This is a genomic window from Mycobacterium attenuatum (assembly GCF_900566085.1).
In the GTDB taxonomy this organism is placed as follows: Bacteria; Actinomycetota; Actinomycetes; order Mycobacteriales; family Mycobacteriaceae; genus Mycobacterium; species Mycobacterium attenuatum.
In genome coordinates, this window is sequence record NZ_UPHT01000131.1 from 34537 (window position 1) to 58388 (window position 23852).

Here is a 23852-nt window from a genome sequence, read left to right on the forward strand (position 1 = left end):
GTCCATACGTGGTGCGCGCTGGTGAGTCGTTGGGCGTCGCCGTCCGACCGCATTCGGGCGAACTCACCGACGCGGCCACGGGTCGGGCCGGATTGGTACGCCCGCGGCACTGCCGCGGCGTCGCCGCCCGCCGGCGCGACGAAAGCCGCTGCGGGTCTACTGCGCGTCAGGTGTTGCCTGCTGATCCGCTCGACCACAATCACTGCGATTCCCTGCGCGGACGCAGTCAAAACTATGACGGGGGTAACGAAAACCAGCGGCGGCGGCCCGGTGGGCACCGGGCAGCCGTCCCGCGTCGGGAACACCGTGCCGAGGGCGATCACCGGGATCGGCAAAACAACAGTCGCGCCCGCGTGCCGCGAGCCTATGCCCAGTGCTTTCAGCTGCGTGTTTACCGGTGGGCGGCGGCGGGTATCCGCGTCGCAACGGTGTGCGTATGTGCAGACCGCGCAGTGATTTTCGCTGATTTCGCAGCACCGGCCGCGCTATTGGCTCGCCGGACGTTGCATCGCCAGCCGATCTGCCGGCCGGCCAGACAGATGAACACTCGGAGCTGATCATTGGGGGAGGTGGCTTATGACGACGTTGCGCCTTGCTTCCCCGGGGTTTATCCGGGCGGGGCATGGGTATGGGCGAAGCCATGGCTCGGCTGGACGGGGCCCGGTGGGGCCCCGGCGGGGCGTGGCCTCAGACGCGCCCCGCCGGCTGTCACGATCGCGGCCGCTGTGCCGCAGCCCCCACTGGCACAGCAACGAGAGCGGCTCCGTCGTGTTGAGCTTCAGATCGGATTTCGAATTCGCCCGCGCGAATGATCAGGCCCCCGCCGATGTCTGATCAGCACCCGAGCCCCGTCGACCCCGATCCGATTGTCATCGTCGGCATGGCGATCGAGACGCCCGGCGGCGTCGACACCGCGGCGGGCTACTGGGACTTTCTGTCGCAGCGACGCGAAGGGTTGTGCCCGCTGCCCACCGACCGGGGCTGGCCGGTTCGCGACCTGTTGACCGGGTCCTGCCGTGAGGGCTTCAAGCGGATCCACAATTGCGGTGGGTTCCTGACCGGCGCCGCGACGTTCGACCCGGCGTTCTTCGGCATTTCGTTGCGCGAGGCCATCTCGATGGACCCGCAGCAGCGGGTCGCCCTGCGAGTCGCCTGGCGCGCCTTGGAAGACTGCGGCATCAATCCCGACGATCTGGCCGGACACGACGTCGGCTGCTACGTCGGCGCCTACCTCAGTGGCTACGGACCCGACATGGCGGAGTTCTCGGGCCACAGCGGGCGCCTGCTCACCGGGACCGCCTCCGGCGTGATCTCCGGCCGGATCTCCTACCTGTTGGGATTGGCCGGCCCCGCGCTGACCATCGACTCCTCCTGCTCGTCTGCGCTGGCCGCGTTTCATGTCGCGGTACAGGCATTGCGGGGCGGCGATTGCGACATGGCGCTGGCCGGCGGGGTCACCGTGATGGGCTCTCCCGGCTTCTTCGTCGAATTCTCCAAGCAGCACGCCCTGTCCGACGACGGCCACTGCCGCCCCTACAGCGCACGGGCCAGTGGAACCGTCTGGGCCGAGGGCGCGGCAATGTTTGTGCTGCAACGCAAATCGGTTGCGCTGCGCAATGGCCGGCGGGTCCTGGCCGAAGTCCGCGCCAGCGCTCTCAACCAGGACGGCCGCAGCGCCGGGCTCGCCGCCCCCTCCAGCGCGGCGCAGAGCCGTCTGTTCCGGCGGGCCATGACCCAGGCAGGGTTGCGGCCCGAAGAGATCGGCATGATCGAGGGACACGGCACCGGCACCCGGCTGGGTGACCGCACTGAACTGCAGGCGCTGGCCGAAACCTACGGCAACGCCGAACCCGGCCGCGGCGCACTGCTGGGGTCGGTGAAGTCCAACTTCGGCCACGCGCAAGCCGCGGGCGGCGGGCTCGGGTTGGCCAAGGTGCTGGTCGCCGCCGAGCATGGCGCCGTCCCGCCTACCCTGCACGCCGACCAGGTGAGCCGCGAAATTGATTGGGACAGTCAGGGTTTGCGTCTAGCGCAGGAACTGACCCCGTGGCCCGCCGTGGCCGGGCAACGGATCGGCGCCGTCTCCGCCTTCGGCATCAGCGGCACCAACGCCCATCTCATCGTCTCGATGACCTCGACCGCCTCGACCACCTCGGTGACCTCGACCGCCTCGACCACCTCGGTGACCTCGACCGCCTCGACCACAGAGGCCGCATGATGGCGACGCACCGACTTCCCGATGACCGGGTGCCGATACTGCTCAGCGCACACGAAGCAGAGCTGATCGGTCAGGACGCCGCCGCCATCCTGAACTACCTCGCCCGCCTCGGGGCCGAGGCGGCTGACGTAACCCCGGCGGTGGCGGCCACGCTGCTGCGCACCCGGCGCGTGCGCCGCCACCGCGCGGTCGTGCGAGCCGCCGATCGCGGGGAACTCGAAGCCGGATTGCGCGCATTGGCGGTCGGGGACCGGCATCCGCTGATTGCCCGGTCCTCGGAAAACGCAAAAACCCGAACCGCCTTCGTGTTCCCGGGCCAGGGCAATCAGTGGCCCGCGATGGGAGCCGAAGCGTACCAGCGGCTTCCGGCATACCGGGCGGAGGCGGATCGATGCGCGGAAGCGTTCGCTGCCGCGGGTTTGCCCTCGCCGTTGTCCTACCTGCTGGCCGGGTCTTCAGCTAGCTCTTCAGCAAACTCCGACGAGGGCTGGTCGCAGATCGACATCCAGGGAGCACAATTCACCCACGCCGCGAGTCTGGCACAGCTATGGCGGTCCTGCGGGGTGCTGCCCGACCTCACTGTCGGGCACAGTCTGGGCGAGGCGGCGGCGGCCTACGTAGCCGGCACCATCACGCTGGCCGCCGCGGTGGCCGTCGTGGCCGCCCGGGCCACCGTGGTCGGCCGGCTCTCGGGTCGCTATGGCATGGCGGTGCTGAGTATGGGCGCCGACCAGGCCGCGCGGATGATCGCCGAAGCGCCCGGCTGGCTGGAAGTTTCGGCGGTCAATTCGCCATCGTCGACGGTGGTTTCCGGGGACGGCGACGCGGTGGCCGCCATCGTGAGGCTGGCCGAAAAGGATGGCATTTTCGCCCGCGAACTGACTGTTGACTATCCGGGGCACACCAGCAAGCTGGAATCGCTGCGCGAAACATTGAGCGACCTGTTGCCCGCATCGGAGTTCCTGGACGCCCCAGTGGAATTCGTCAGCTCGGCGCGCAGCGACGTCGTCACCCCGGATACCGACTTCACCGGCTACTGGTATCAAAACCTGCGCAACACGGTCCGATTCGATCGGGCGGTGGCGACGGCGGTGCAACGCGGCGCGGGCACGTTCGTGGAGATGTCGGCGCATCCGTCGCTGCTCTACGCACTCGCCGAATTGGCCGAAGACGGCCTCAGCGTGGGGTCTGGGCGCCGTGACGAGCCTGTCGTGGAGCACCTGTCCGCCAATATCGCCGCTGCCGCGGTGGCAAATCCCGGTTACCGGTGGTCCGACGTCGCGGGGGTAGGCGACCAGTCGCCGTTACGCGGTTTCCCCGCCGCGCCGATGCGCGCCATACATCTGTGGGCCACACCCGAGCCGTTGCCGCCGGCACCGGGCACGTCGCTGGTGGTCGCCTATGAGCGCTGGGAGCGGTCGCAGCCGCACCAACAGCGCCAAGACAGCCTGGCCGACCGGGCGCCCACCGTCGCAATCGTGACGCCCGACGCGGATGGCCTAGACGTGTTGACCCGCCGGTTGACCGAGGCGGTCGCGGCACATCAGGAATGTGAGCTGACCGGCCCCGAAGAGGCAGAGGTCGCCGTGCTTGTCGCACCGGCTCTGATGCATCCGGACCCGACCGCCGCGACCGACCAGATCCGTGGCAGCACCGGGCAACTCGACTATCGCCGCGCGATTGGTCCGCGCTGCCGGCGCGTCTGGCTGGTCACCGTGTGCGGTGAGCAGCTGGACGCGAGCGCCCCGGCGGCCTTGCCCGCGCAGTCGGCGCTGGCCGCCCTGCACCGCAGCGTCGGTTTCGAGTTCCCCGACCAGACATTCGCCCATCTCGACGTCCCCAGCCGCGACATCGACGAGGCCGCCGCCCATCGATGCGTCGATGTGCTGCTGGGCGATCACAGCGAAGTCGCGTTGCGCATTGACGACTCCGGCACCGGCAAGCTCGGTTGCTTCGTCCGGACGCTATGCGAATCCGCCGCAGCCGCGCCCCAAGGCGTCGACGCCGCGGCGCTGGACCATGTGGTGATCACCGGCGGCAACGGCACCATCGGCCTGCGCTACGCCCGGTACTGCATCGAACACGGCGCCCGACGGGTCACTCTGTTGAGTCGCAACGGCGTCGGTAAGGCCGAGCTGGATCGGCTGGCTGAGGGCTATCCGGCGCAGGTGCACGCACCGGCTTGCGACATCACCGACGCCGATGCGTTGTCGGCGGTTGCGGTCGACTACGCCGGCGACGGCGCGTCGCTGTTAGTCCACGCCGCGGGAGCGGCCCGGTTTGCGCCGCATGACCAACTCGGCGACCAGGAGTTGGCAGATGTGTTCTCCGCCAAGGTAACCGGGCTGGCCCGAATGACCGATGTCTGGCCGCTGCGTCGGGATGGGCGGATCCTGTTGTGTTCCTCGGTATCCGGAGTATGGGGCGGCTACGGGCACGGCGCGTATGCAGCGTCCAACCGGTTGCTCGACGCCGTGGCCGCGCAGTTGCGGAGCGACGGCCTGGACTGCGTGTCGGTGCGGTGGGGCCTGTGGCAGGGCACCACGATCGCCGGCGTCGACGAGGTCGCCCGCATCGAACGTTCCGGGCTGATCGCCATGGACCCCGATGTGGCGATCGCGGCCAGCCTCGGCCGCCACCAGGGTGACCCGCTGATTCTGGCCGCGGACTTCGACCGGCTTCGCGTATTCTTCGAAAGTCAGGGCGCCGCAATGCCGTTCACGACGGCAGCCACCGAACGCGACAGCGATTCGGCGGCACCAGGCGAGAGCCCGGAGCAGCGACCGATCAGCGAGCTGGTGCGCGCCGAGATCGCCTCGGCATTCAGCCTCGACGGTCCGGCGTCGGTGGACCTGAACGCGGCGCTGGTCGACCTGGGCGCGGACTCGATGCTGGCGCTCGACCTGCGTGACCGGCTGCGCCGATGGACCGGTCAATCAGTGCCCGCGGCCCGCCTGCTCGGCGGTATCACCGGCGCCGAACTGATCGAGATCCTGCAGTCGGCCCCCCGTGCGGACGGATCGGCCGGCCCGGCGCCAGCTGCGCAGCCCGACTCCACCGCGGATCCCGAAAGACCAGACCAAAGACGAGAAAGGTTGAAATCCTCGCGTGACTGACACCCGCCAAGACTTGACGTCGTTGGGCCGCGGGCTGGCCGAGCCCGACTCGGCCTGGTCCTCGTTGCCTCTCCAGGACACCCAGGAAGCCGGCGCCCCGCTGTCCGATGGTCAGCGCCGGCTGTGGTTCGTTCAGTCGATCGATCCCAGCAGCTCGCTGCTCAACGTCTGCGCGTCCTACCTGGTGACGGGTACCGTCGACGTCGCACGGTTGCACCGGGCGCTGCACACGGTGGCCGCTCGACACCCCGCCCTGCGCACCACCTACCGCGTCGACGACGACGGGGATCCGCACCCGGTGATCCACGACGATCTGCGTCCCGTCTGGGCTCACCACGACCTGTCGGGGCTGGCCCAGCAGGCCCGGCAGTTGCGGCTGGAAGTGCTGGCGCAAAGGGACTTTCGCCGACCCTTCGACCTGGCCGCCGACGCCCCGCTGCGGGTTACCGCGGTGCGGTTGAGTGCCGACGAGCTGATGCTGCTGGTCACCGCCCACCACATCGCCTGGGATGACGGATCGTGGAGCCCGTTCTTCACCGACCTGACCCGCGCCTACACCGACCCCGACGGACTTGGCGAGGAGGCGCCGCCGGTGTCCGCTCCAGCTGCCGGCACGCTGGAGGAAGACCTGGACTATTGGCGCTCGTTGATGACGGATCTTCCTGAGCCACTGGAACTTCCGGGTGCCAACGGTTCGGCGGTGCCCAGCACCTGGCGAGCGCAGCGGGTGTCGGCGCACCTGCCGGCGGATACCGTCGACCGGGTGGCCGCGCTGGCCGGTGAGTGCGGCGCCACCCCATACATGGTGATGCTGGCCGCGTTCTCGGCGCTGATCCATCGCTACACCCACGCCAGCGACTTCCTGATCGCGGCACCGCTGACACACCGCAATGCCGGAGCCGAGAACGCGATCGGCTATTACGGCAACACCGTTGTGGTCCGCGCGCAACCGCAGCCGGGGCAGACATTCCGCGACCTGCTGGCCCATACCCGCGACATGACCGCCGGGGCTTTCGCCCACCAGCGCGTCAACCTCGACTGGCTGGTGCGCGAGTCCAACCCCGACCGCCGCCACGGCGCCGAACGGATGACCCGGGTGAGCTTCGGTCTCCGTGAATCAGACGGCGGCGGCTTCTGCCCGCCCGGGGTGCAATGCCGGCGCGGCGAACTGCATGGCCAATTCAGCCAGCTTCCGCTGAGCTTCACGGTGGAGCCGTCCCAGCCGGCCTCGGGGTTCACCGTGGAAGCGGCCCAGCACGCGGCCGCGGGGTCCAGCGGCGAGCCGACCGGCCCGGCTTCCGGCGGCGCGCTGGTGGAAGTCGAATATCTGGTCGAGGTGCTCGATCCGTCGCTGGCCCGTCAGATGCTCGAGCATTACGCCATTCTGCTCGACAGCGCGTTGGCTGCCCCCGACACCGAGCTGAACCGGCTCTCCCTGTTCAGCACCGCTGAGGCCGAGTGGTTGCGCAAAGTCGCCACCGGCGAAGCGTTCTCGACAACACCGACCACCATGCCGGCGTTGGTGGCCGAGCGCGCGGCATCGCGCCCCGACGCGGTCGCCGTCGTCTACGAGGGGCTTCAGTACACCTACCGCGAGCTCAACGAGCAAGCAAACCGGTTGGCGCACTGGCTGATCGACCAGGGCCTTGGGACCGAAGACCGCGTGGCGGTGGTCCTGGACAAGTCTCCGGAGTTGGTCATCACGGCTCTCGGGGTGCTCAAGGCCGGTGCCGTATACCTGCCGGTCGACCCGACCTATCCAGAAGACCGGCTGTCCTACATCCTCGACGACGCCGAAGCGAAATTGATTTTGCGGGAACCGGTCGGCGACCTGGCGCGGTATTCGTCAGCCGACCCCGGCCCCGACGAACTGGTCCGGCCGCTGCGCCCCGACAACACCGCCTACCTGATCTACACCTCCGGATCGACCGGGCTACCCAAAGGGGTGCCGGTGCCGCATGCGCCGGTCACCGAGTACTTCGTCTGGTTCGGCGACGAATACCAGGTCGACGAGACCGACCGGCTGCTGCAGGTGGCCTCGCCGGGGTTCGACGTGTCCATCGCCGAGATCTTCGGGCTGCTGATCTGCGGCGGTCGCCTGGTCATTCCTCGGCCGGATGGGTTGCGCGACATCGGTTATCTGACCGACCTGCTCTACCGCGAGGGCATCACCTCGATGCATTTCGTCCCGTCGCTACTCGGGCTGTTCCTATCGCTGCCCGGGGTCAACCAGTGGCGCACGCTGCGCCGGGTGCCGATCGGCGGCGAACCGCTGCCCGGTGAAGTGGCCGACAAGTTCCACGCCACCTTCGATGCGCTGTTGTACAACTTCTACGGACCGACCGAGACGGTCATCAACGCCACCAGCTACCAGGTCGAAGGCACCCAGGGCACCCGCATCGTGCCGATCGGCCGGCCCAAGATCAACACGCAGCTCTATCTGCTCGACGATGCGCTGCAGCCCGTCCCGGCCGGGGTGATCGGCGAAATTTACATCGGCGGAACGCATATGGCCCACGGCTACCACCGCCGGCCGGCGCTGACGGCCGAACGCTTCGTCGCCGACCCGTTCACTGCCGGTGGCCGGTTGTACCGCTCCGGTGACCTGGCCCGCCGCAATGCCGACGGCGACATCGAATTCGTCGGACGCGCCGACGAGCAGGTCAAGATCCGCGGCTTCCGCATCGAACTCGGCGAAATCGCCGCGGCCATCTCCGTCGATCCCAGCGTCGGGCAGGCGGTCGTCATCGCCACCGATCTGCCCGGGCTCGGCAAGAGCCTGGTCGGCTACCTCACCCCCGGCGAGGGTGGCACCGAAACCGTTGACGTGGCCCGCATCCGGGCCCGCGTCGCCGCAGCGTTGCCGGACTACATGACCCCAGCGGCCTACGTCGTGCTCGACGAGATCCCGATCACCGCGCACGGCAAGATCGACCGGGACGCTCTGCCACAGCCCGAGATCGCTTCGGCCGCTGAATATCGCGAACCCAGCACGGCGACTGAGCGCATCGTCGCCGGCTTGTTCGCGCAATTGCTGGGCCACGACCGGGTCGGTGTGGACGACTCGTTCTTCGACCTCGGCGGGCATTCATTGGTGGCCACCAAGCTGGTGGCCGCGATCCGCTCCGAATGCGGTGTGGAACTCGGCATCCGCGACATCTTCGAGCTGGTGACGGTGGGGCGGCTGGCCGAACGAATCGCCCAATTACGTTCGGGTGCGGTTACTTTCAAGCGTCCCAAGCTGGTCAAGACCTCGCACGACGGTCCGCTGTCACTTTCTGCCGCACAGCTGCGAAGCTGGTTCGCCTACCAGATCGAGGGTCCCAGCGAGGTCAACAACATACCCTTCGCCGCCCGGCTGAGCGGCCCGTGCGATGTCGACGCGCTGGTCGCCGCCGCCGGCGATGTGGTCAGGCGACACGAGATCCTGCGCACCATCTACTCCGAAATCGACGGTGTGCCCTATCAAGTGGTCCAGCCCGCCGCAGAACTGCCGGTCCGACAGGCATCCGGGGAGAGCGAACAGTGGTTGCGCCAACAGCTGGACACCGAGCGCAGCCATTGTTTCGAACTGGACCACGAGTGGCCGATCCGCGCCGCCGTGCTGCACACCGGTGACGAGCATGTGGTGTCGCTGGTGGTGCATCACATCGCGATCGACCACTGGTCGGGCGGAGTGCTCTTCGCCGACCTGCTGACCGCCTACCGCGCTCGCCACGCCCGGCAAGAGCCGACGTGGGCGCCGTTGCCGCTGCAATATGCCGACTACGCGGCCTGGCAGGGCGAGTTGCTGTCGGAGCGCGGCGAACAGCCCAGCGTCGCCCGCGCGCAACGCGACTACTGGGTGCGCCAGCTGGAGGGCATACCCGAGGACACCGGGCTGCGGCCCGATCTGCCGCGTCCGGCGGTGCCCAGCGGTGCTGGCGACTCCGTCGAATTCAACATCGATGAGCAGACCCGCGCCAAGCTCGCCGAACGCAGCCGGGAACTCGGCGTCACCGAATTCATGCTGTTGCAATCGGCCGTGGCGGTGGTGCTGCACAAGGCCGGTGGCGGCGTGGACATTCCGTTGGGAACGCCGATCGCAGCCCGCACCGAACCCGAACTCGACCAACTGATTGGCTTTTTCATCAACATCCTGGTGCTGCGCAACAACCTGGACGGCAACCCGTCGCTGCGCGAGGTGCTGTCCCGGGCCCGCGAAACGGCGCTGGCCGCCTACGCCCACCAGGACCTGCCGTTCGACCGGGTCGTGGATGCAGTCAGCCCGGTGCGCACGCTGTCGCGCAATCCCCTATTCCAGACCGTCGTGCACGTCCGCGATCACCTGCCCGCCGAACGGGTCATCGACACCAGCCCGGCCGGCAACACCGTATTCACGGCGCTGGAACCGACATTCGATGTCGCGCACGCCGACCTGAGCGTCAACTTCTTCGCTACTGAAGCTCAATATCAGGGCAACATCCTCTACCGAACCGAGCTGTATCACCGCGGCACGATCGAGCGGCTGGTCGGCTGGCTGATGCAGGTTGTCGACGCATTTGCCAACGACCTCGATCAGCGACTGCGCGACGTGCAATTGCTCGGCGCCGAGGAGCGCCAGCGCATTTTCACCGAATGGAGCCGGGGGCCGGAGCCGCCGGCCGAACGCCCGCGCACGATCGCCGAGCTGCTCGAACCCAGCCGCCAGTGGGGTGCCGATCGCATCGCGCTGCGCTGCGGCGACGAGCAGCTCGGTTACGCTGCGCTGCATCGCTGTTCGGACAACTTTGCGCATCTGCTCGTTGCGCATGGGGTGGGTCCCGGCTCGTTGGTGGGCCTGTCGACGCGGCGCGGCATCGACATGGTGGTGGCGCTGGTCGGCATCATGAAAGCCGGCGCCGGCTTCTTCCCGCTGGATCCCGGTTATCCGCTGGCTCGCAAACAGCTCATGCTCGACGACGTCACGCCGCGGGTTGTTGTCGTGACCGCCGAAGCCATGGAAACCATGCCGGAATCACCTGGGGTGACGTTCCTTTCGCTCGATGATCCCGCGGTGCGGGAGGCGATAAACGGTTCCGGTTCGACCGAGCCGTTGCCCGTCGCCCATCCCGACGACCCGATGTATCTGGTGTTCACCTCCGGATCGACCGGCACCCCCAAGGGCGTCTTGGGCACCCACCGCGCGATGACGACCCGGCTGAACTGGCAGCTATGGAATTACCCGGTAGCCGGCCCCGATACCGAAGACATCCGCCTGGCTCAGGCGTCCTGGACCTTCCTCGAGGGCTGCATGGAAACCCTGGGCGGGCTGGCCGCAGGCGCCACCACGATCCTGGCCGACGACGCCGAGCACCGCGACCCCGAGGCGCTCGCCTCGCTGATCCAGCGCCATTCGGTGGCCCAGGTCACGGCGGTGCCCAGCCTGGTCTCGGCCATTGTCGACTCGTGGCCCGATGCGTTGCGGTCGCTGTACCGACTGGTGTGCGGCGCAGAGCCGCTGACCGCGTCACTGCAGGAGCGGTTGCTGGCCAACTACGGCGGGAAAGACGGCCCGCAGCTGCTCAACAACTTCGGCGCGACCGAGACGTCCGGCGCTCTGGTCCGCGGACCGATGACCCCGCCGGTGCCGCTACTGGGCACCCCGATGCCCGACGCGCAGGTGTATCTGCTCGACGACGGCCTGAACCCGGTGCCCTCCGGTGTGGTCGGCGAATTGTATTACGCCGGTGGACAGTTGGTGCGCGGATACTGGAAGCGGCCCGGCTTAACGGCAGCTCGGTTCGTGGCCAACCCATACTCGCGGGAGCCGGGCGCGCGGTTCTACCGCAGCGGCGACCGCGCCCGCTGGACCGCCGACGGCCGGCTCGAGTTCGTCGGCCGCACCGATCATCAGGTCAAGGTGCGCGGTTTCCGCGTCGAACTCGGCGAGGTGGAGGCCGCCCTGAAGGCCGTCGACGGAGTGGCCGCCGCGGCGGCGCGCACCTGGGACGCCGACGGCAGCACCACCTTGGCGGGCTACGTCGTGCCGCGCGACCCGGCCGATAGCGAGGAGGCCAAATCCGCGTTCGCGGCGGCGGTGCGCGCCGCAGCCGCCGCGGTGCTGCCCGGCTACATGATGCCGTCATCGATCACCGTGCTCGACGAAATGCCCAAGACCGAGTCGGGCAAGCTGAACCGGCCCGGCCTGCCGCAGCCGGCGGTGAGCACCACCGGCCACAGCGAGCCGCCGCGCACCGACACCGAGCGAGCGCTGGCCGAGGTCTTCGTCGAGCTGCTGCCGATCACCGAAATCGGGCGCTTCGATGACTTTTTCGCGCTCGGCGGCGACAGCATTCTGTCGGTGCAGCTGGCGGCGCGGGCCCGGGCAGCGGGGCTGCCGGTCAGTCCGCGGATGGTGTTCGAGAACCCGACAGTGCAGCAGCTGGCGGCAGCCCTGTCGGGCGCGCAAGTAAATTCGGCATCGGGTGACGGTGATGGCGCCGCCGATACCCACCATGCGCCAATGAGCACCTCCGGATTGTCCGCCGACGAGCTGGCGGCGGTGACGCAGTCGTGGGGTAAGCAATGACCGCTACCGAAACCGGCGCGCCGTCGGGAATCGACGATGTGATGGCGCTGAGCCCTTTGCAGGAAGGGCTGTATTCGCTGACGGTGCTTTCCGGGATGGCCGATGCCCCCGACGGTGACGGGCCGGTCGACGACCCATACCTGGTCGGGATTGCCGCCGATATTGCCGGTCCGCTTGACGTCGAGCTGCTGCGAGGTTGCGCGGCAAAGATGTTGAGGCGCCACCCGAACCTGCGGGCCAGCTTTGTCAGCCGCGACATCCCCAGGCCCGTGCAGATCGTGCCGTCGCGGGTCGAGCTGCCGTGGCGCCAGGTTGCCGCCGAGCCCGCGGACATCGAGAAGCTGGCGGCCGCGGAACGGTCGCGGCCGTTCGATTTCGAGCGCACCCCTGCGATGCGTTTTCTGCTCATCGAATTGCCGGACGAGCACTGGCATTTGGTGCTCACCGCGCATCACATTGTGATCGACGGATGGTCGTTGCCGGTGTTCGCAGCCGAGATGATCGCGCTGTACGGCGCGGGCGGCGACCTGGACGCCCTGCCCGTTACGCCGCGGCCGTACCGCGACTACATCGGGTGGCTGGCCGAGCGGGATCGCGCTGCCAGCGAGCAGGTGTGGCGCGAGCACCTGGCCGGGCTGCCCGGGCCAACGCTTCTAACGGGCGCGATGGCCAACGAAGCGCCGCGGACCGGATTGCCGCGACGCACCGAATTGCGAACCGACCGTCGGGCCACCGCGCGGCTAAGCGATGGTGCCCGCTCCCGCGGAATCACCGTCAACACCTTGATGCAGATGGCCTGGGCGCTGGTGTTGTCCCGGCTGACCGACCGCGACGATGTGGTGTTCGGCGTCACGGTGTCGGGCCGGCCCGCCGAATTGTCCGGTGTCGAAACCATGATCGGGTTGTTCATCAACACCGTGCCGTTGCGGGTGCGGCTCGACGCGGACGCCAGTGTCGGTGCGCAATGCGGTGCACTGCAACGGACCGCGGCCGCGCTGCGGGACCACAGTTACCTCAGCCACGCCCAATTGCGGGCGATTGGCGGTGTCGGCGAGATGTTCGACACCCTGCTGGTCTATGAGAACTTCCCCACCGCAGGACTGGCCGAAAACGGTGAATTGACGTCCGGCGGTGTGTCATTCCATCCGGCCGGGCTGGAGAGCGTGACGCATTTCCCGGTCGCGCTGGCCGCGCATCTCGACGACGGGGAGCTGGTCATGTTTGTCGAAGTGCTCGACGGCGCGCTGGGCGCAACCACCGGTGAGATGCTCGGCCGGCGCGTGCTGGCCACCGCCGAGCGGCTGCTTTCGAGCTGGGATCAGCCGCTGCGAGAGGTGAGCGTGCTGTTCGGCGAAGAGACCCAACCACTTCGCGCCGCGAGCGCGGCCCGAGACCGCCGAGCGGCCGGCTTTCACACCCGCTTCGCCGCGGTCGTGCAAGCCGGCCCCGAGCAAGAGGCGCTGAGTTGGGCCGGTGGCTCCATGTCCTACGGCGAGCTGGACGCGGCGGCCGACCGGCTGGGCGCGGTGCTGACCGCTCGCGGGATCAAGCCGGAAAATCCGGTGGCAGTGCGGCTTTCCCGCGGCCCGCAGTACGTCATCGCGTTGCTCGCGGTGCTCAAGGCCGGCGCCGTGTGCGTGCCGCTGGAACCGACGATGCCAGCGGAACGGGTCGAGTCGATCCTGCGCCAGACCGCAGCGACCGTGGTCGTCGACGAGGATATGGTTTCGCCGGCCGACGCGGAGACGCCCGAAGAGGCCGGCTCGGAGGTTGCAGATTTTCGTCCCGTCGACGTGGATCCACGGCAAGCCGCCTACGTTGTCTTCACCTCCGGGACCACCGGAGAACCCAAGGGAGTCATCGGAACCCACGCCGCACTGGGCGCCTATGCCGACGACCACATCGACACCGTGCTGCGGCCGGCTGCTGCCCGGCTGGGGCGCCGGCTGAGGATAGCGCACGCCTGGTCGTTCGCGTTCGACGCAGCCTGGCAGCCGCTGGTCGCCTTGCTCGACGGTCATGCCGTGCATGTCGTCGACGAACGCACCCAGCGCGACGCCGAGGCGCTGGTGCGCAGCATCGCCGAATGCCGCATCGACATGATCGACACCACCCCGTCGATGTTCGCCCAGTTGCGCGCCTTCGGCTTGCTCACAGATGTGGCGTTGACGGTGCTCGCGCTCGGCGGCGAAGCGGTCGCCCCGCCGACCTGGAACATGATCCGCGATGCATGTACGCACAGCGGGATGGCGGCCTATAACTGCTACGGCCCCACCGAGACCACCGTCGAGGCCGTAACCGCGACCGTTGCCGAACACGCGCAACCGTCGATCGGGCGCCCGACCCAGCAGAGTCGCGCCTATGTGCTGGACTCCGCGCTGCGCCCGGTGCCTTACGGCGCGACCGGTGAATTATATGTGGCGGGAACGCAATTAGCGCGCGGCTATCTCGGGCGTCCCGGTGAGACGTCGATTCGATTCATCGCCGACCCCTTCGTGGCCGGAGAGCGGATGTATCGCACCGGCGACGTGGTGCGCCGCCAGCCCGACGACACGCTGCACTATCTGGGCCGCGCCGACGAGCAAGTGAAAATCCGCGGCTACCGCGTAGAACCCGGCGAGATTGCCGCGGTGCTACAGGCGCACCCGGCGGTCCGTCATGCCCATGTCGTGGTCCGCGAACATCGGGGCGGACCTCGGCTGACCGCCTGCGCCGCTACCGCTAACGGCTCCGACCCCAGCGAAGCCGAGTTGCGGGCCGTGCTCGGTGAACGGTTGCCGCGCTACATGGTCCCGCAACGCATCATCGTCGTCGACGAGATCCCGCTGACGGCCAACGGCAAGCTGGACGAGGCCGCGCTGCCCGACGTCGATGCCGACACCACCACGACGTCCACTCCCGAAACGCCCACCGAATCGGCACTGGCCGGACTGCTCACCGAGCTGCTGCAGACCCCACACGCCGACGTGACCGCCGATTTCCTGCAACTGGGACTGGACAGCATCGTAGCGCTGTCGGTGGTCCAGGCGGCGCGACGCCGGGGTATCCCGCTACGCGCCCGGCTCATCCTGGAGTGCAACAACATTCGTGAACTCGCCGCAGCGATCGACGCCGAGACTACCGGCGCGGCGCGCGAAGCCGACGACGACACCACGCCGATTCCGTTGTTGCCCAATGCGATTTGGGTCTACGAATATGGTGAGCCCAGGAGGATGGGGCAGGTCGAAGCCATCAGGTTGCCCGAGGGCATCACGGCCGAACAGCTGCAGACGGCGCTGACCACCATCGTCGACAGCCACGAAGTGCTGCGTACCCGCCTGGACCGCACCAGCATGACACTGATCCCCACGCCGGCCGGTGACTTCTTCACCGAGGCTGCGGTGTCGGGCGAGCTGGCGGCAGCGGTCACCGAACATGCCGTACAGGCGCTGGAAAGCCTTGATCCCGAACGTGGTTCGCTGCTGGCCGCCAGGTGGCTGCGGTTGCCGGACGGAGCGAGCGTGCTGGTGTTGGCCGCGCATGTGCTGGCGATGGACCCGGCCTCCTGGCGGGTGGTGCTCGGTGAACTCGACGCGGCCCTGCACGCGCTGGCCGGTGGCCAGTCGCCCGCACCTGTTCCCGAGCACACCAGTTACCGGCAGTGGGCGCAGGCACTCATGCGACGCGCCGAAACCCTTGACAAAACGGACTTTTGGCTTGCCCAACTTGCCGGTGACGATCCGGACCTGGGAGCCCGACGAGTCCGCGCGGACCGTGACCGGACCGGCGAGCTGCTGGTACGAGCCGCAGTCAGCGACGCCGACGTCACGGGCCGGTTGGTGGGCTCGGGATTGCCGATCTTCGACCTGCTGGTCGCCGCGGCGGCGCGGACAGTGACCCGGTGGCGGCAGCGCCGCGGTCAGCCGACGCCGCCGCCACTGCTGGCCCTTGAAACTCACGGCCGTGCCGACTCCGTGGTGGACGACGACACTAAAGGCGCCAGCGACACCACCGACACCGTAGGTCTGCTCAGCGCGATCTATCCGTTACGAGTGCCTTTCGCCGAACCGCATCGGGTGCGCGAGCAATTGGCGGCGATTCCGGGCGCCGGAATCGATTACGGATTGCTGCGCTACCTGCGCAGCGACACCGCAGCCCAGCTCAACAGCCTTCCGGGCCCACAGCTGCTGCTGAACTACCTGGGCCGCACCGACATCGGTGACTCCAGCGCCAGCGTGCGCCTGGACCGCGAGCTGCTGGCCGGGCTCCCGCCGCTGCCCGAGCCGGACCTGGCGGTGCGTCACGAACTGGTCATTCTGGCTACACTGCTGGGCTCCGGTGATCAGCAGATCCTGCTGACTCAGTGGCGCGCCCTGCCCGATGTCCTCAGCGACCCGGATCTGAGTGCGTTGCAAGCCCTTTGGAATGAATCTCTCAAGGAGATCGTGACATGACTACGTTAGCAGTCCTCGGTGCGGGGGCCAAGGCGGTGGCAGTCGCAGCCAAGGCATCGGTGCTGCGCGAAATGGGTATCGATACGCCCGAGGTCGTCGCTGTGGAACGCACCGCCGTCGCCGCCAACTGGCAGGCCAGCGGCGGCTGGACCGACGGTGCTCAAAGCCTGGGCACCAGCCCGGAAAAAGACGTCGGCTTCCCGTACCGCTCGTCGCTGGTGCCGCGCCGCAACGCCGAGCTTGACGAGCGGATGACGTGCTACAGCTGGCAGGCGTATCTGATCGCCACCGGGCAGTTCGCCCAATGGATCGACCGCGGCCGCCCGGCACCGACGCACGGCCGGTGGGGTCAGTATCTGCGCTGGGTCGCCGAGCGAATCGACATGTCAGTGGTCTACGGCGAGGTCGACCGAATCGCCCTCGACGGCCGGCGCTGGGCCTTGCATACCCCTGAGCACAGCGTGCACGCTGAGGGGTTGATGATCACCGGTCCCGGCCAAGCCGAACGGACCCTGCTGCCGGGCAATCCGCGGGTATTCTCCATCGCGCAGTTCTGGCACCGCGCCGCCCAGCACGACCGAATCAGCGCCGAACGGGTCGCGATGATCGGCGGCGGAGAGACGGCCGCGGCCATGCTTCACGAATTGTTCCGGCACCCGATTTCGACGATCACCGTGATCTCACCGCAGGTCACGCTGTTCACCCGGGGGGAAGGCTTCTTCGAGAACTCGCTGTTTTCCGACCCGTCCGACTGGGCCGCCCTGACGCTGCCGGAACGACGCGATGCGATCGCGCGCACCGACCGCGGCGTGTTCTCGTCGAGCGTGCAGGATGCGTTGATGGCCGACGACCGCATCCGGCACCTGCGCGGCCGGGTTGCGCACGCGGTCGATCGCGACCAGCAGATCCGGCTCACCTTGAGCACCGACCGGGGCGCCGAGAACTTCGAAACCGTCCACGGTTTCGACCTGGTCATCGACGGCTCGGGTGTCGACCCGCTGTGGTTCACCACGCTGCTGAGCCAGGATGCGCTCGACCTGCTCGAGCTCGGGCTGGGCGGGCCACTGAGTAGTCAGCGCTTGCAGGAGTCGATCGGCTACGACCTCGCAATCAACAGCGTCGTCCCGAAGCTGTTCCTGCCTGGCCTGGCCGGGCTCAACCAAGGACCAGGATTTCCCAATCTGAGCTGTCTGGGCCTGCTTTCCGACCGGGTGCTGGGAGCCGAGCTATCCGACACCGACCCTTCGACGAGGAGAAACGATGAGCACCAATCCCTTCGATGACGAGACCGGCACCTTCGTCGTGCTGGTCAACGACGAAGAGCAGCACAGCCTGTGGCCCAGCTTCGCCGAGATCCCGGCCGGCTGGCACAAGGTGTACGGCGAAGCCAGCCGAGCCGATTGCCTGCAATACGTCGAGGAAAACTGGAACGACATACGGCCCAAGACCCTTCGCGAGTCAGCGAATTCGCGCCAGTCCCGTTAGCCAGGCCGGCCTGGCCACGTCGTGACTTCGCCGCCCCGGTCTCGACACCTACCACGACAACCGAAGCCCGAGATGACATGAGTAAACCCGACGTGATCCTGCCGCGGGAACTGACCGACCTGCCCGACGAGGTCCGCAGCATCCCGCCGCCACCCGCCAATCCCCAAGTGCCCGAACCATATGCATTCCGGGTCGCCGATCCTGACTCCGACGCCGACATGATCGCCGAATGGATGCGCCGGCCGCACCTGGCCGAAGCATGGGAGTACGTGTGGCCGGTCTCGCGGTGGCGGCGCTACCTGCGCGCCCAGCTCGACGGCAGCTACTCGCGACCGCTGATCGGCAGTATCTCGGGAGAAGACCACGCCTACATCGAAATGTATTGGGCTGTTAAGGATTCCATCGCAACCCGGTACGAGTGCGCGCCCTATGATCTGGGGATCCACGCCGGCATGGCCGACCCGGAAATCACGAACAAGGGAATCGCCCAATTCGTGTTGCCGCACTTAGTGGCCAGTTCGCTAAACGCCGAACCACGTTGTCGACGAGTCATGTTCGACCCGGACTATCGAAACAAGATGGCGCGCAGGTTTTGTGAAAGCGCGGGCTGTGTATTTCTCGGCGAGCACGACATGGCGAATCGCCGGATGGCGCTCTATGCGTTGCCGCGAACACCCGACGACATTCCCCGGGCCTGTGAGAGCTGATCGCCGATTCGCATGTCATGGCAGGTGCGCGGAGAAGTATGGCGGATGAATCGTGTGCCGCTCCGGATTGGCAGTCGTGCGGCCGGATCGACTGGCACGTCGCCGGATCGAGTGTCGCGCCCCGCCCCCGGGGTCGACTGACACGTCGCCAGATCGATTGTGCAGTGACGGCTTTGAGCGTGCTTGTGGGGCGGGAATGTCGCGCGAGGCCCGCCATGACGGCACGCTCGACGCCATGACCGCACACTCGACGCCACCACCGCACACTCGACGCCACCACCCCACACTCGACGCCACCACCGCACACTCGACGCCACCACGCCACACTCGTCGTCACCACCGCACAAGGCGCCTGACAGCGACCGCTGACACTAACCGGCGGCCGGCGTTCGAGGCATGACGTAGGGCCTCGGCGTGACCCGCAGCACGCCGCTGACGCCGTTACCAGCGCCGGCGTTAGCCAGCTGGCCCAGCGGCAGCCCACCGAGCATCGGCGCAGACCCGGTTTCGGCGGAGCTCGCCAAACTGGCCAACGGCAATGCCCGGGCCGCCGGAACGACCGTCTGATTCGCCGCGGCCCAGCCTTGCGGTACCGACAACGAACCGACGGACAGCGCCCGGCCCAAGCCCGCCGCGACTCCCGAACCGCCGATTCCGGAGGAACCTATCCCGTTTCCCAGCGATCTCACGGCTCGTGCCCCGGTTTCGACAGCGGCTTCGACGGCCTTGGCGGCCGTCGGAGCCATCCCCTTGAACAGCGAATTCGCTGTGTTGGTCATCGACATCCCCGAATTGAGCATCGACACGTGATTGTTGAGAATCGACACCATGTTGCTGATCGGCGACAAGTGCGGCGACACCGCCTTCCAGAGCTCCCCCAGCTTGGCGAAGGGCGCGCTGCCTTGGGTGGGTTCGGCCAGCTGTTGCAGCGCCTGCGGCACCGTGGACATCAGCTGATTCGTCGCGGCGGTGTCGGTCGCCTCCCCGACCGCGGCCGCCTGCTGCACCAGTCCGCCGGCGTTGGTGATCTCCGGCGCCTCGTCGAACGGCGTCAGCGTCTCCGCGGCCACCGCCGCCGCACTCGCATAGCCGTACATCGCGCCCGCGTCCTGAGCCCACATCTCGCCGTACTCAGCCTCGGTGACCGCGATCGCCGGAGTGTTCTGCCCGAACAGGTTGGTCGCAATCAGCATCAGCAGCCGCATGCGGTTTTCGGCGATCACCGCCGGCGGCACCATCATGGCAAAGGCACTCTCATAGGCTGTCGCCGAAACCCGGGCCTGATCAGCTGTCAGCTCGGCCTGCGCCGCGGTGGCCCCCAGCCACGTCACGTACGGCGCGGCAGCCGCGGCCATCAAGGCTGCCGACGAACCGCGCCACGGCCCGACCAGTAGCCCCCAGATCACCGATTGAACTGCGGACGCCGCACCATGCAGGTCAACGGCCACGGCGTCCCAGACCTGCGCGGCGGCCAGAATCGAGCCCGAACCGGGACCGCTGTACATCCGCACGGAGTTGATCTCCGGCGGCAAAGCTCCGAAATCCATCGTCAGTCCCTTTTCTTGAAGTTTCGTGAACCACCGTCGGTTACTGGGCCGCCGCGACGTTGGCGGCCTCTGTCGCTGCATACGAACCGGCGCTCGCGGCGAGTGTGGCCACCAGCTGCTCATGGATCGCCGCGGCCTTCGCGCTTACCGCCTGGTAGGTGGCAGCATGCGCGGCGAACTGCGTCGCGACCAGCGCCGAGACCTCGTCGGCAGCCGGCGGCAACACACCGGTCGTCGGGCCCGCGGCAGCGGCATTCCCATCGCTCAGTGCCGCACCGACCGATCCGAGGGTGTCGGCCGCGACCGCCAACGCGTCTGGTTGTGCCGTCAAGAAGTGCATGCGCTTACCTCCTCGGGACGCCGGGGCCTCGCCCGGCAATGCAGGTTGATCGTTGGGACGCCGGTGGCCCGCGCCGCCACGGGATGCGTTGGCGGCGCCGAACTGTGCGCTGATGATGACCAACCCGCAATGACGGCAACAGGTTAATCTCACCCGAAGCGAACGGGCGCAGGTGCAAAACGCACCCGCGGACCCGGCCGGAGGTGAAATCTTCCCAACGAGTCCACGATGGACCGCGCCGCAGGTGCAAAGTGCACATTCGGATAGGGTTGCGGTGCAACTCTTTGTCTTGGCCCGGGCGGCGTCCTCATGCGTGGAATCGACCTATTGTTCTGCGCCTCAACCAGTTCCGAACACGATCGGAGCTGTGCGTCTGGTCAGCGCCGCCTAAGCCATGCCAATCGAGCAGGGGCCGGAATATGTTCAGCCTGAGTTGATCGGATACATACTGCCCCGGCTGGTTTTGGCCAGCGACTACCGGTTCTGCTCCCGGCGAGCATAACTGTCCGTCGCATCAGTCGGACGTCGCAATCCTCTGCTCGGTCCACGCTGGCAAGTGCTTGGGCACCCATGCAACCAGCAGCATCAGCAATCCGCAACCACAGCCGTGCCCGGTAGCATATCGACAGCAACGGAGCAACCGCACCGCCGCTATAAATCCGAGAAGCCAAGGGCAGCAAGAGGTTAAGCGTCTCCGCAACCGAAATTCATGACCGGCACCGGTCAGCAGGCGATCTTAGAATCAGCGCGTGGCACGGCAACGACCCTCGCCGCGAATTCGTGAGCTCATCCGAGAGGGAGCCCGGATCGCCCTCAACCCCGGTCCGGAATGGATCGCGGAGCTGGATCGTGCCACGGTGGCGGCCAACCCGGCCATCGCCAATGATCCTGTCCTGACCAAGGTTGTCCAAAAGGCCAACCGCGCCAATCTGGTGCACTGGGCGGCCGCCAACATGCGTGACCCGGGCGCGCCGGTGCCGCCCAACGTCGGCGCGGAACCGCTCCGCATGGCCCGAGACCTGGTGCGGCGGAGCCTGGACTCGGTGGCGCTCGACGTCTATCGAACCGGGGAATACATCGCCTGGCGGCTATGGCTGCACATCGCTTTCGACCTCACGTCCGATCCGCAGGAACTGCGCGAACTGCTCGACGTTTCGGCCCGGTCGATCAACGACTTCGTCGAGGCCACCCTGGCCGGTATCGCCGCCCAAATACAGCTGGAACATCATGATCTGAGCCGGGGCAGCCATGCCGAACGCCTTGAGGTGGTTGAACTCCTTGTCGAGGGGGCCCCGATCAGTGTGGAGCGCGCCGAATCCCGGCTCGGCTATCCGTTGAAACGAACGCACACGGCCGCCATCGTTTGGAGCGACGAGATCGACGGCAACCACGGCGATCTCGATCGTGCCGCCGATGCGTTCAGCCACGCCGTCGGTTGCGCGCAACAGCTCACCATGGTCGCCAGTGCGGCGGCCCGCTGGGTGTGGCTCGCCGACGCCGCCGGACTCGACAGCGACGCGGTCGAGCGCGCGCTGGGCAATACTGCCGGCGCGCGCATCGCCATCGGAACCGCGGCAAGCGGGACCGCGGGGTTCCGGCGCAGCCACCTCGAGGCGCTGACCACACAGCGCACCCTGATGCGACTGCAATCCGGCCAGCGAGTGGCGTTTTTCTCCGAGGTCCAGATGATTGCTCTGATAGCCCACAATCCGGATGCCGCAGACGAATTCATCTCCAGCACGCTAGGCGACTTGGAATCGGCAAGCCCGGAGCTGCAGACGACGCTGCTGACGTTCATCAATGAGCAATGCAATGCCTCCCGCGCTGCCAAACGCCTCTACACGCACCGCAACACATTGCTGCGCAGGATCGAGTCCGCCCAGCGGCTGCTGCCCCGGCCCCTCGGCCAGACCTCCGTTGAGGTGGCTGTCGCTCTGGAAGCCCTGAGGTGGCGCGGTACCAGCGTCGGCGCGCTCCCCTTACCCGCACGGCACAGTGACGACGTGCCGGCTTAGCCGATACGAGGCCGGTTCGACCCGGTTCTAGCCGGTTCAGCCTTCCGACAGCAATTGCTTCTTGAGCACCTTGCCGAGCGCGTTGCGCGGCAGCGACTCCACGATACGCACCTCGCGCGGGCGCTTGTGAACCGAAAGCTGCTGAGCAACAAACTGAATCAGGTCATCCGGGCCGGCCGAGCCGACAACGTAGGCGACGATCCGCTGACCCAGGTCCTCGTCGGGAAACCCGACGACCGCGGCCTCCGCCACATCCGGATGCCCCAGCAGCACCGTCTCGATTTCGCCTGCGCCGACACGGAATCCGCCCGACTTGATCAGGTCCACCGACTCTCGGCCCACGATGCGGTGCATGCCGCCGGCGTCGACGACCGCGACGTCACCGGTGCGATACCAGCCGTCAACGTCGAACGCTTCGGCGGTGGCCTCCGGTCGATTCAGGTAGCCCTCGAACAGGGTCGGAGCCTGAACCTGAAGCTTGCCAACGGTTTCCCCGTCATGGGGCACCTCGTCGCCGTGGTCGTCGACGAGCCGGGTCGCCACGCCGGCCAGGGGCCATCCCACCCAGCCGGGACGACGTTCGCCGTCAGCCCGGGTGGACAGGGTGATCAACGATTCGGAGGCGCCGTAGCGTTCGATGGGCCGGTGCCCGGTCAATCGGGCCAGCTTGTCGAACACCGGCACCGGCAGCGCCGCACTGCCCGACACCAACAGCCGCGCGGGCTTCAGCGCCTCGGCAGCGGCCTGGTCGGCCGCCACCCGCGACCACACCGTCGGCACCCCGAAATACAGCGTGCCGCCCGCCGCCGCGTAGCCGTCCGGTGTGGGTTTCCCGGTGTGCACGAACCGATTTCCGACCCGGAGCGAACCGAGTAGCCCGAGAACCAGGCCGTGAATGTGATACATAGGCAAGCCGTGCACCAACACGTCGTCGGCGCTCCACTGCCACGCGTCGGCCAGTGCGTCCAGGTCCGCGGCGATCGCACGCCGGCTCACTTGCACTCCCTTGGGCGGACCGGTGGTACCGGACGTGTAGACCACCATCGCGACGTCATCGGGTGACGGCTCGGGATAGCGATGCCACGAGCGGGCGTGCGCCCGGACCGGAATGTGCGGCAGCCCTTCGGTTTCGTCCGGTACCGGTCCCAGCCAGGCCTTGGCACCGGAGTCGGTCAGCATGTGCCGGCGCTCGGCCACCCCGACGTCGGACGGCACCGGGACGACCTGCACGCCGGCCATCAGACAGCCGGTGACCGCCAGCACGGTGGCTGCGGTCGGCGTGGCCAGCACCGCGACTCGGTGCGCCCCCGCCACCCGCTCGGCCACCGAAGTTGCGGCGCCGACCAGATCGCTGCGGCTGAGCGTGCGGCCGTCGATGCTGACCGCGTCGGGGATGTCGGTGGCGGACAGGTCAGCGGGATTCAGGGAGGCCAGTAACACG

The 23852-nt window shown here is 67.8% G+C and carries 11 protein-coding genes; 8 read left to right on the forward strand and 3 right to left on the reverse strand.

Features of this window, described 5'->3' with window-relative positions; all coding sequences use genetic code 11:
* Nucleotides 1-826 precede the first annotated feature (826 nt).
* The 7 genes from EET13_RS20975 (at nt 827) to EET13_RS21005 (ending at nt 18509) form a co-directional block, all read left to right on the forward strand.
* Nucleotides 827-2218 (forward strand): beta-ketoacyl [acyl carrier protein] synthase domain-containing protein, encoded by a 1392-nt coding sequence (locus EET13_RS20975; RefSeq protein ID WP_122444078.1) that lies wholly within the window; start codon nt 827-829, stop codon nt 2216-2218.
* On the forward strand, nt 2215-5334 hold the full coding sequence (gene mbtD, locus EET13_RS20980; protein WP_342212297.1) for a mycobactin polyketide synthase MbtD: 3120 nt from the start codon (nt 2215-2217) through the stop codon (nt 5332-5334). The genes EET13_RS20975 and mbtD overlap by 4 nt, the downstream gene beginning before the upstream one ends.
* Nucleotides 5327-11884 (forward strand): non-ribosomal peptide synthetase, encoded by a 6558-nt coding sequence (locus EET13_RS20985; RefSeq protein WP_122444079.1) that lies wholly within the window; start codon nt 5327-5329, stop codon nt 11882-11884. Before mbtD ends, EET13_RS20985 begins: the two co-directional genes overlap by 8 nt.
* Nucleotides 11881-16317 (forward strand): non-ribosomal peptide synthetase, encoded by a 4437-nt coding sequence (locus EET13_RS20990; RefSeq protein ID WP_122444080.1) that lies wholly within the window; start codon nt 11881-11883, stop codon nt 16315-16317. The genes EET13_RS20985 and EET13_RS20990 overlap by 4 nt, the downstream gene beginning before the upstream one ends.
* Entirely contained in the window at nt 16314-17600 is a 1287-nt protein-coding gene (gene mbtG, locus EET13_RS20995) for an NADPH-dependent L-lysine N(6)-monooxygenase MbtG (RefSeq protein WP_122444081.1), read from the forward strand. The genes EET13_RS20990 and mbtG overlap by 4 nt, the downstream gene beginning before the upstream one ends.
* Nucleotides 17578-17802, forward strand: coding sequence for an MbtH family protein (locus tag EET13_RS21000; protein WP_122444082.1), 225 nt, complete (start codon nt 17578-17580; stop codon nt 17800-17802). Before mbtG ends, EET13_RS21000 begins: the two co-directional genes overlap by 23 nt.
* Nucleotides 17803-17879: 77 nt before the next feature.
* Entirely contained in the window at nt 17880-18509 is a 630-nt protein-coding gene (locus tag EET13_RS21005) for a GNAT family N-acetyltransferase (RefSeq protein WP_122444083.1), read from the forward strand.
* A gap of 371 nt (nt 18510-18880) precedes the next feature.
* Here the strand turns inward: EET13_RS21005 and EET13_RS21010 are convergent, their stop codons facing one another.
* Both EET13_RS21010 and EET13_RS21015 read right to left on the reverse strand, forming a co-directional pair.
* The gene (locus tag EET13_RS21010) at nt 18881-20056 is read right to left on the reverse strand and encodes a PPE family protein (protein ID WP_122444084.1); all 1176 of its coding nucleotides are present in this window, start codon (nt 20054-20056) and stop codon (nt 18881-18883) included.
* Between the two features lie 40 nt (nt 20057-20096).
* The gene (locus tag EET13_RS21015; protein ID WP_122444111.1) at nt 20097-20396 is read right to left on the reverse strand and encodes a PE family protein; all 300 of its coding nucleotides are present in this window, start codon (nt 20394-20396) and stop codon (nt 20097-20099) included.
* A 749-nt stretch (nt 20397-21145) separates the two neighbouring features.
* On the opposite strand from EET13_RS21015, the gene EET13_RS21020 reads away from it, so the two are divergent.
* On the forward strand, nt 21146-22411 hold the full coding sequence (locus EET13_RS21020) for an Rv1453 family transcriptional regulator (protein WP_122444085.1): 1266 nt from the start codon (nt 21146-21148) through the stop codon (nt 22409-22411).
* A gap of 36 nt (nt 22412-22447) precedes the next feature.
* Here the strand turns inward: EET13_RS21020 and EET13_RS21025 are convergent, their stop codons facing one another.
* Entirely contained in the window at nt 22448-23851 is a 1404-nt protein-coding gene (locus EET13_RS21025) for an acyl-CoA synthetase (RefSeq protein ID WP_122444086.1), read from the reverse strand.
* Nucleotide 23852 lies beyond the last annotated feature (1 nt).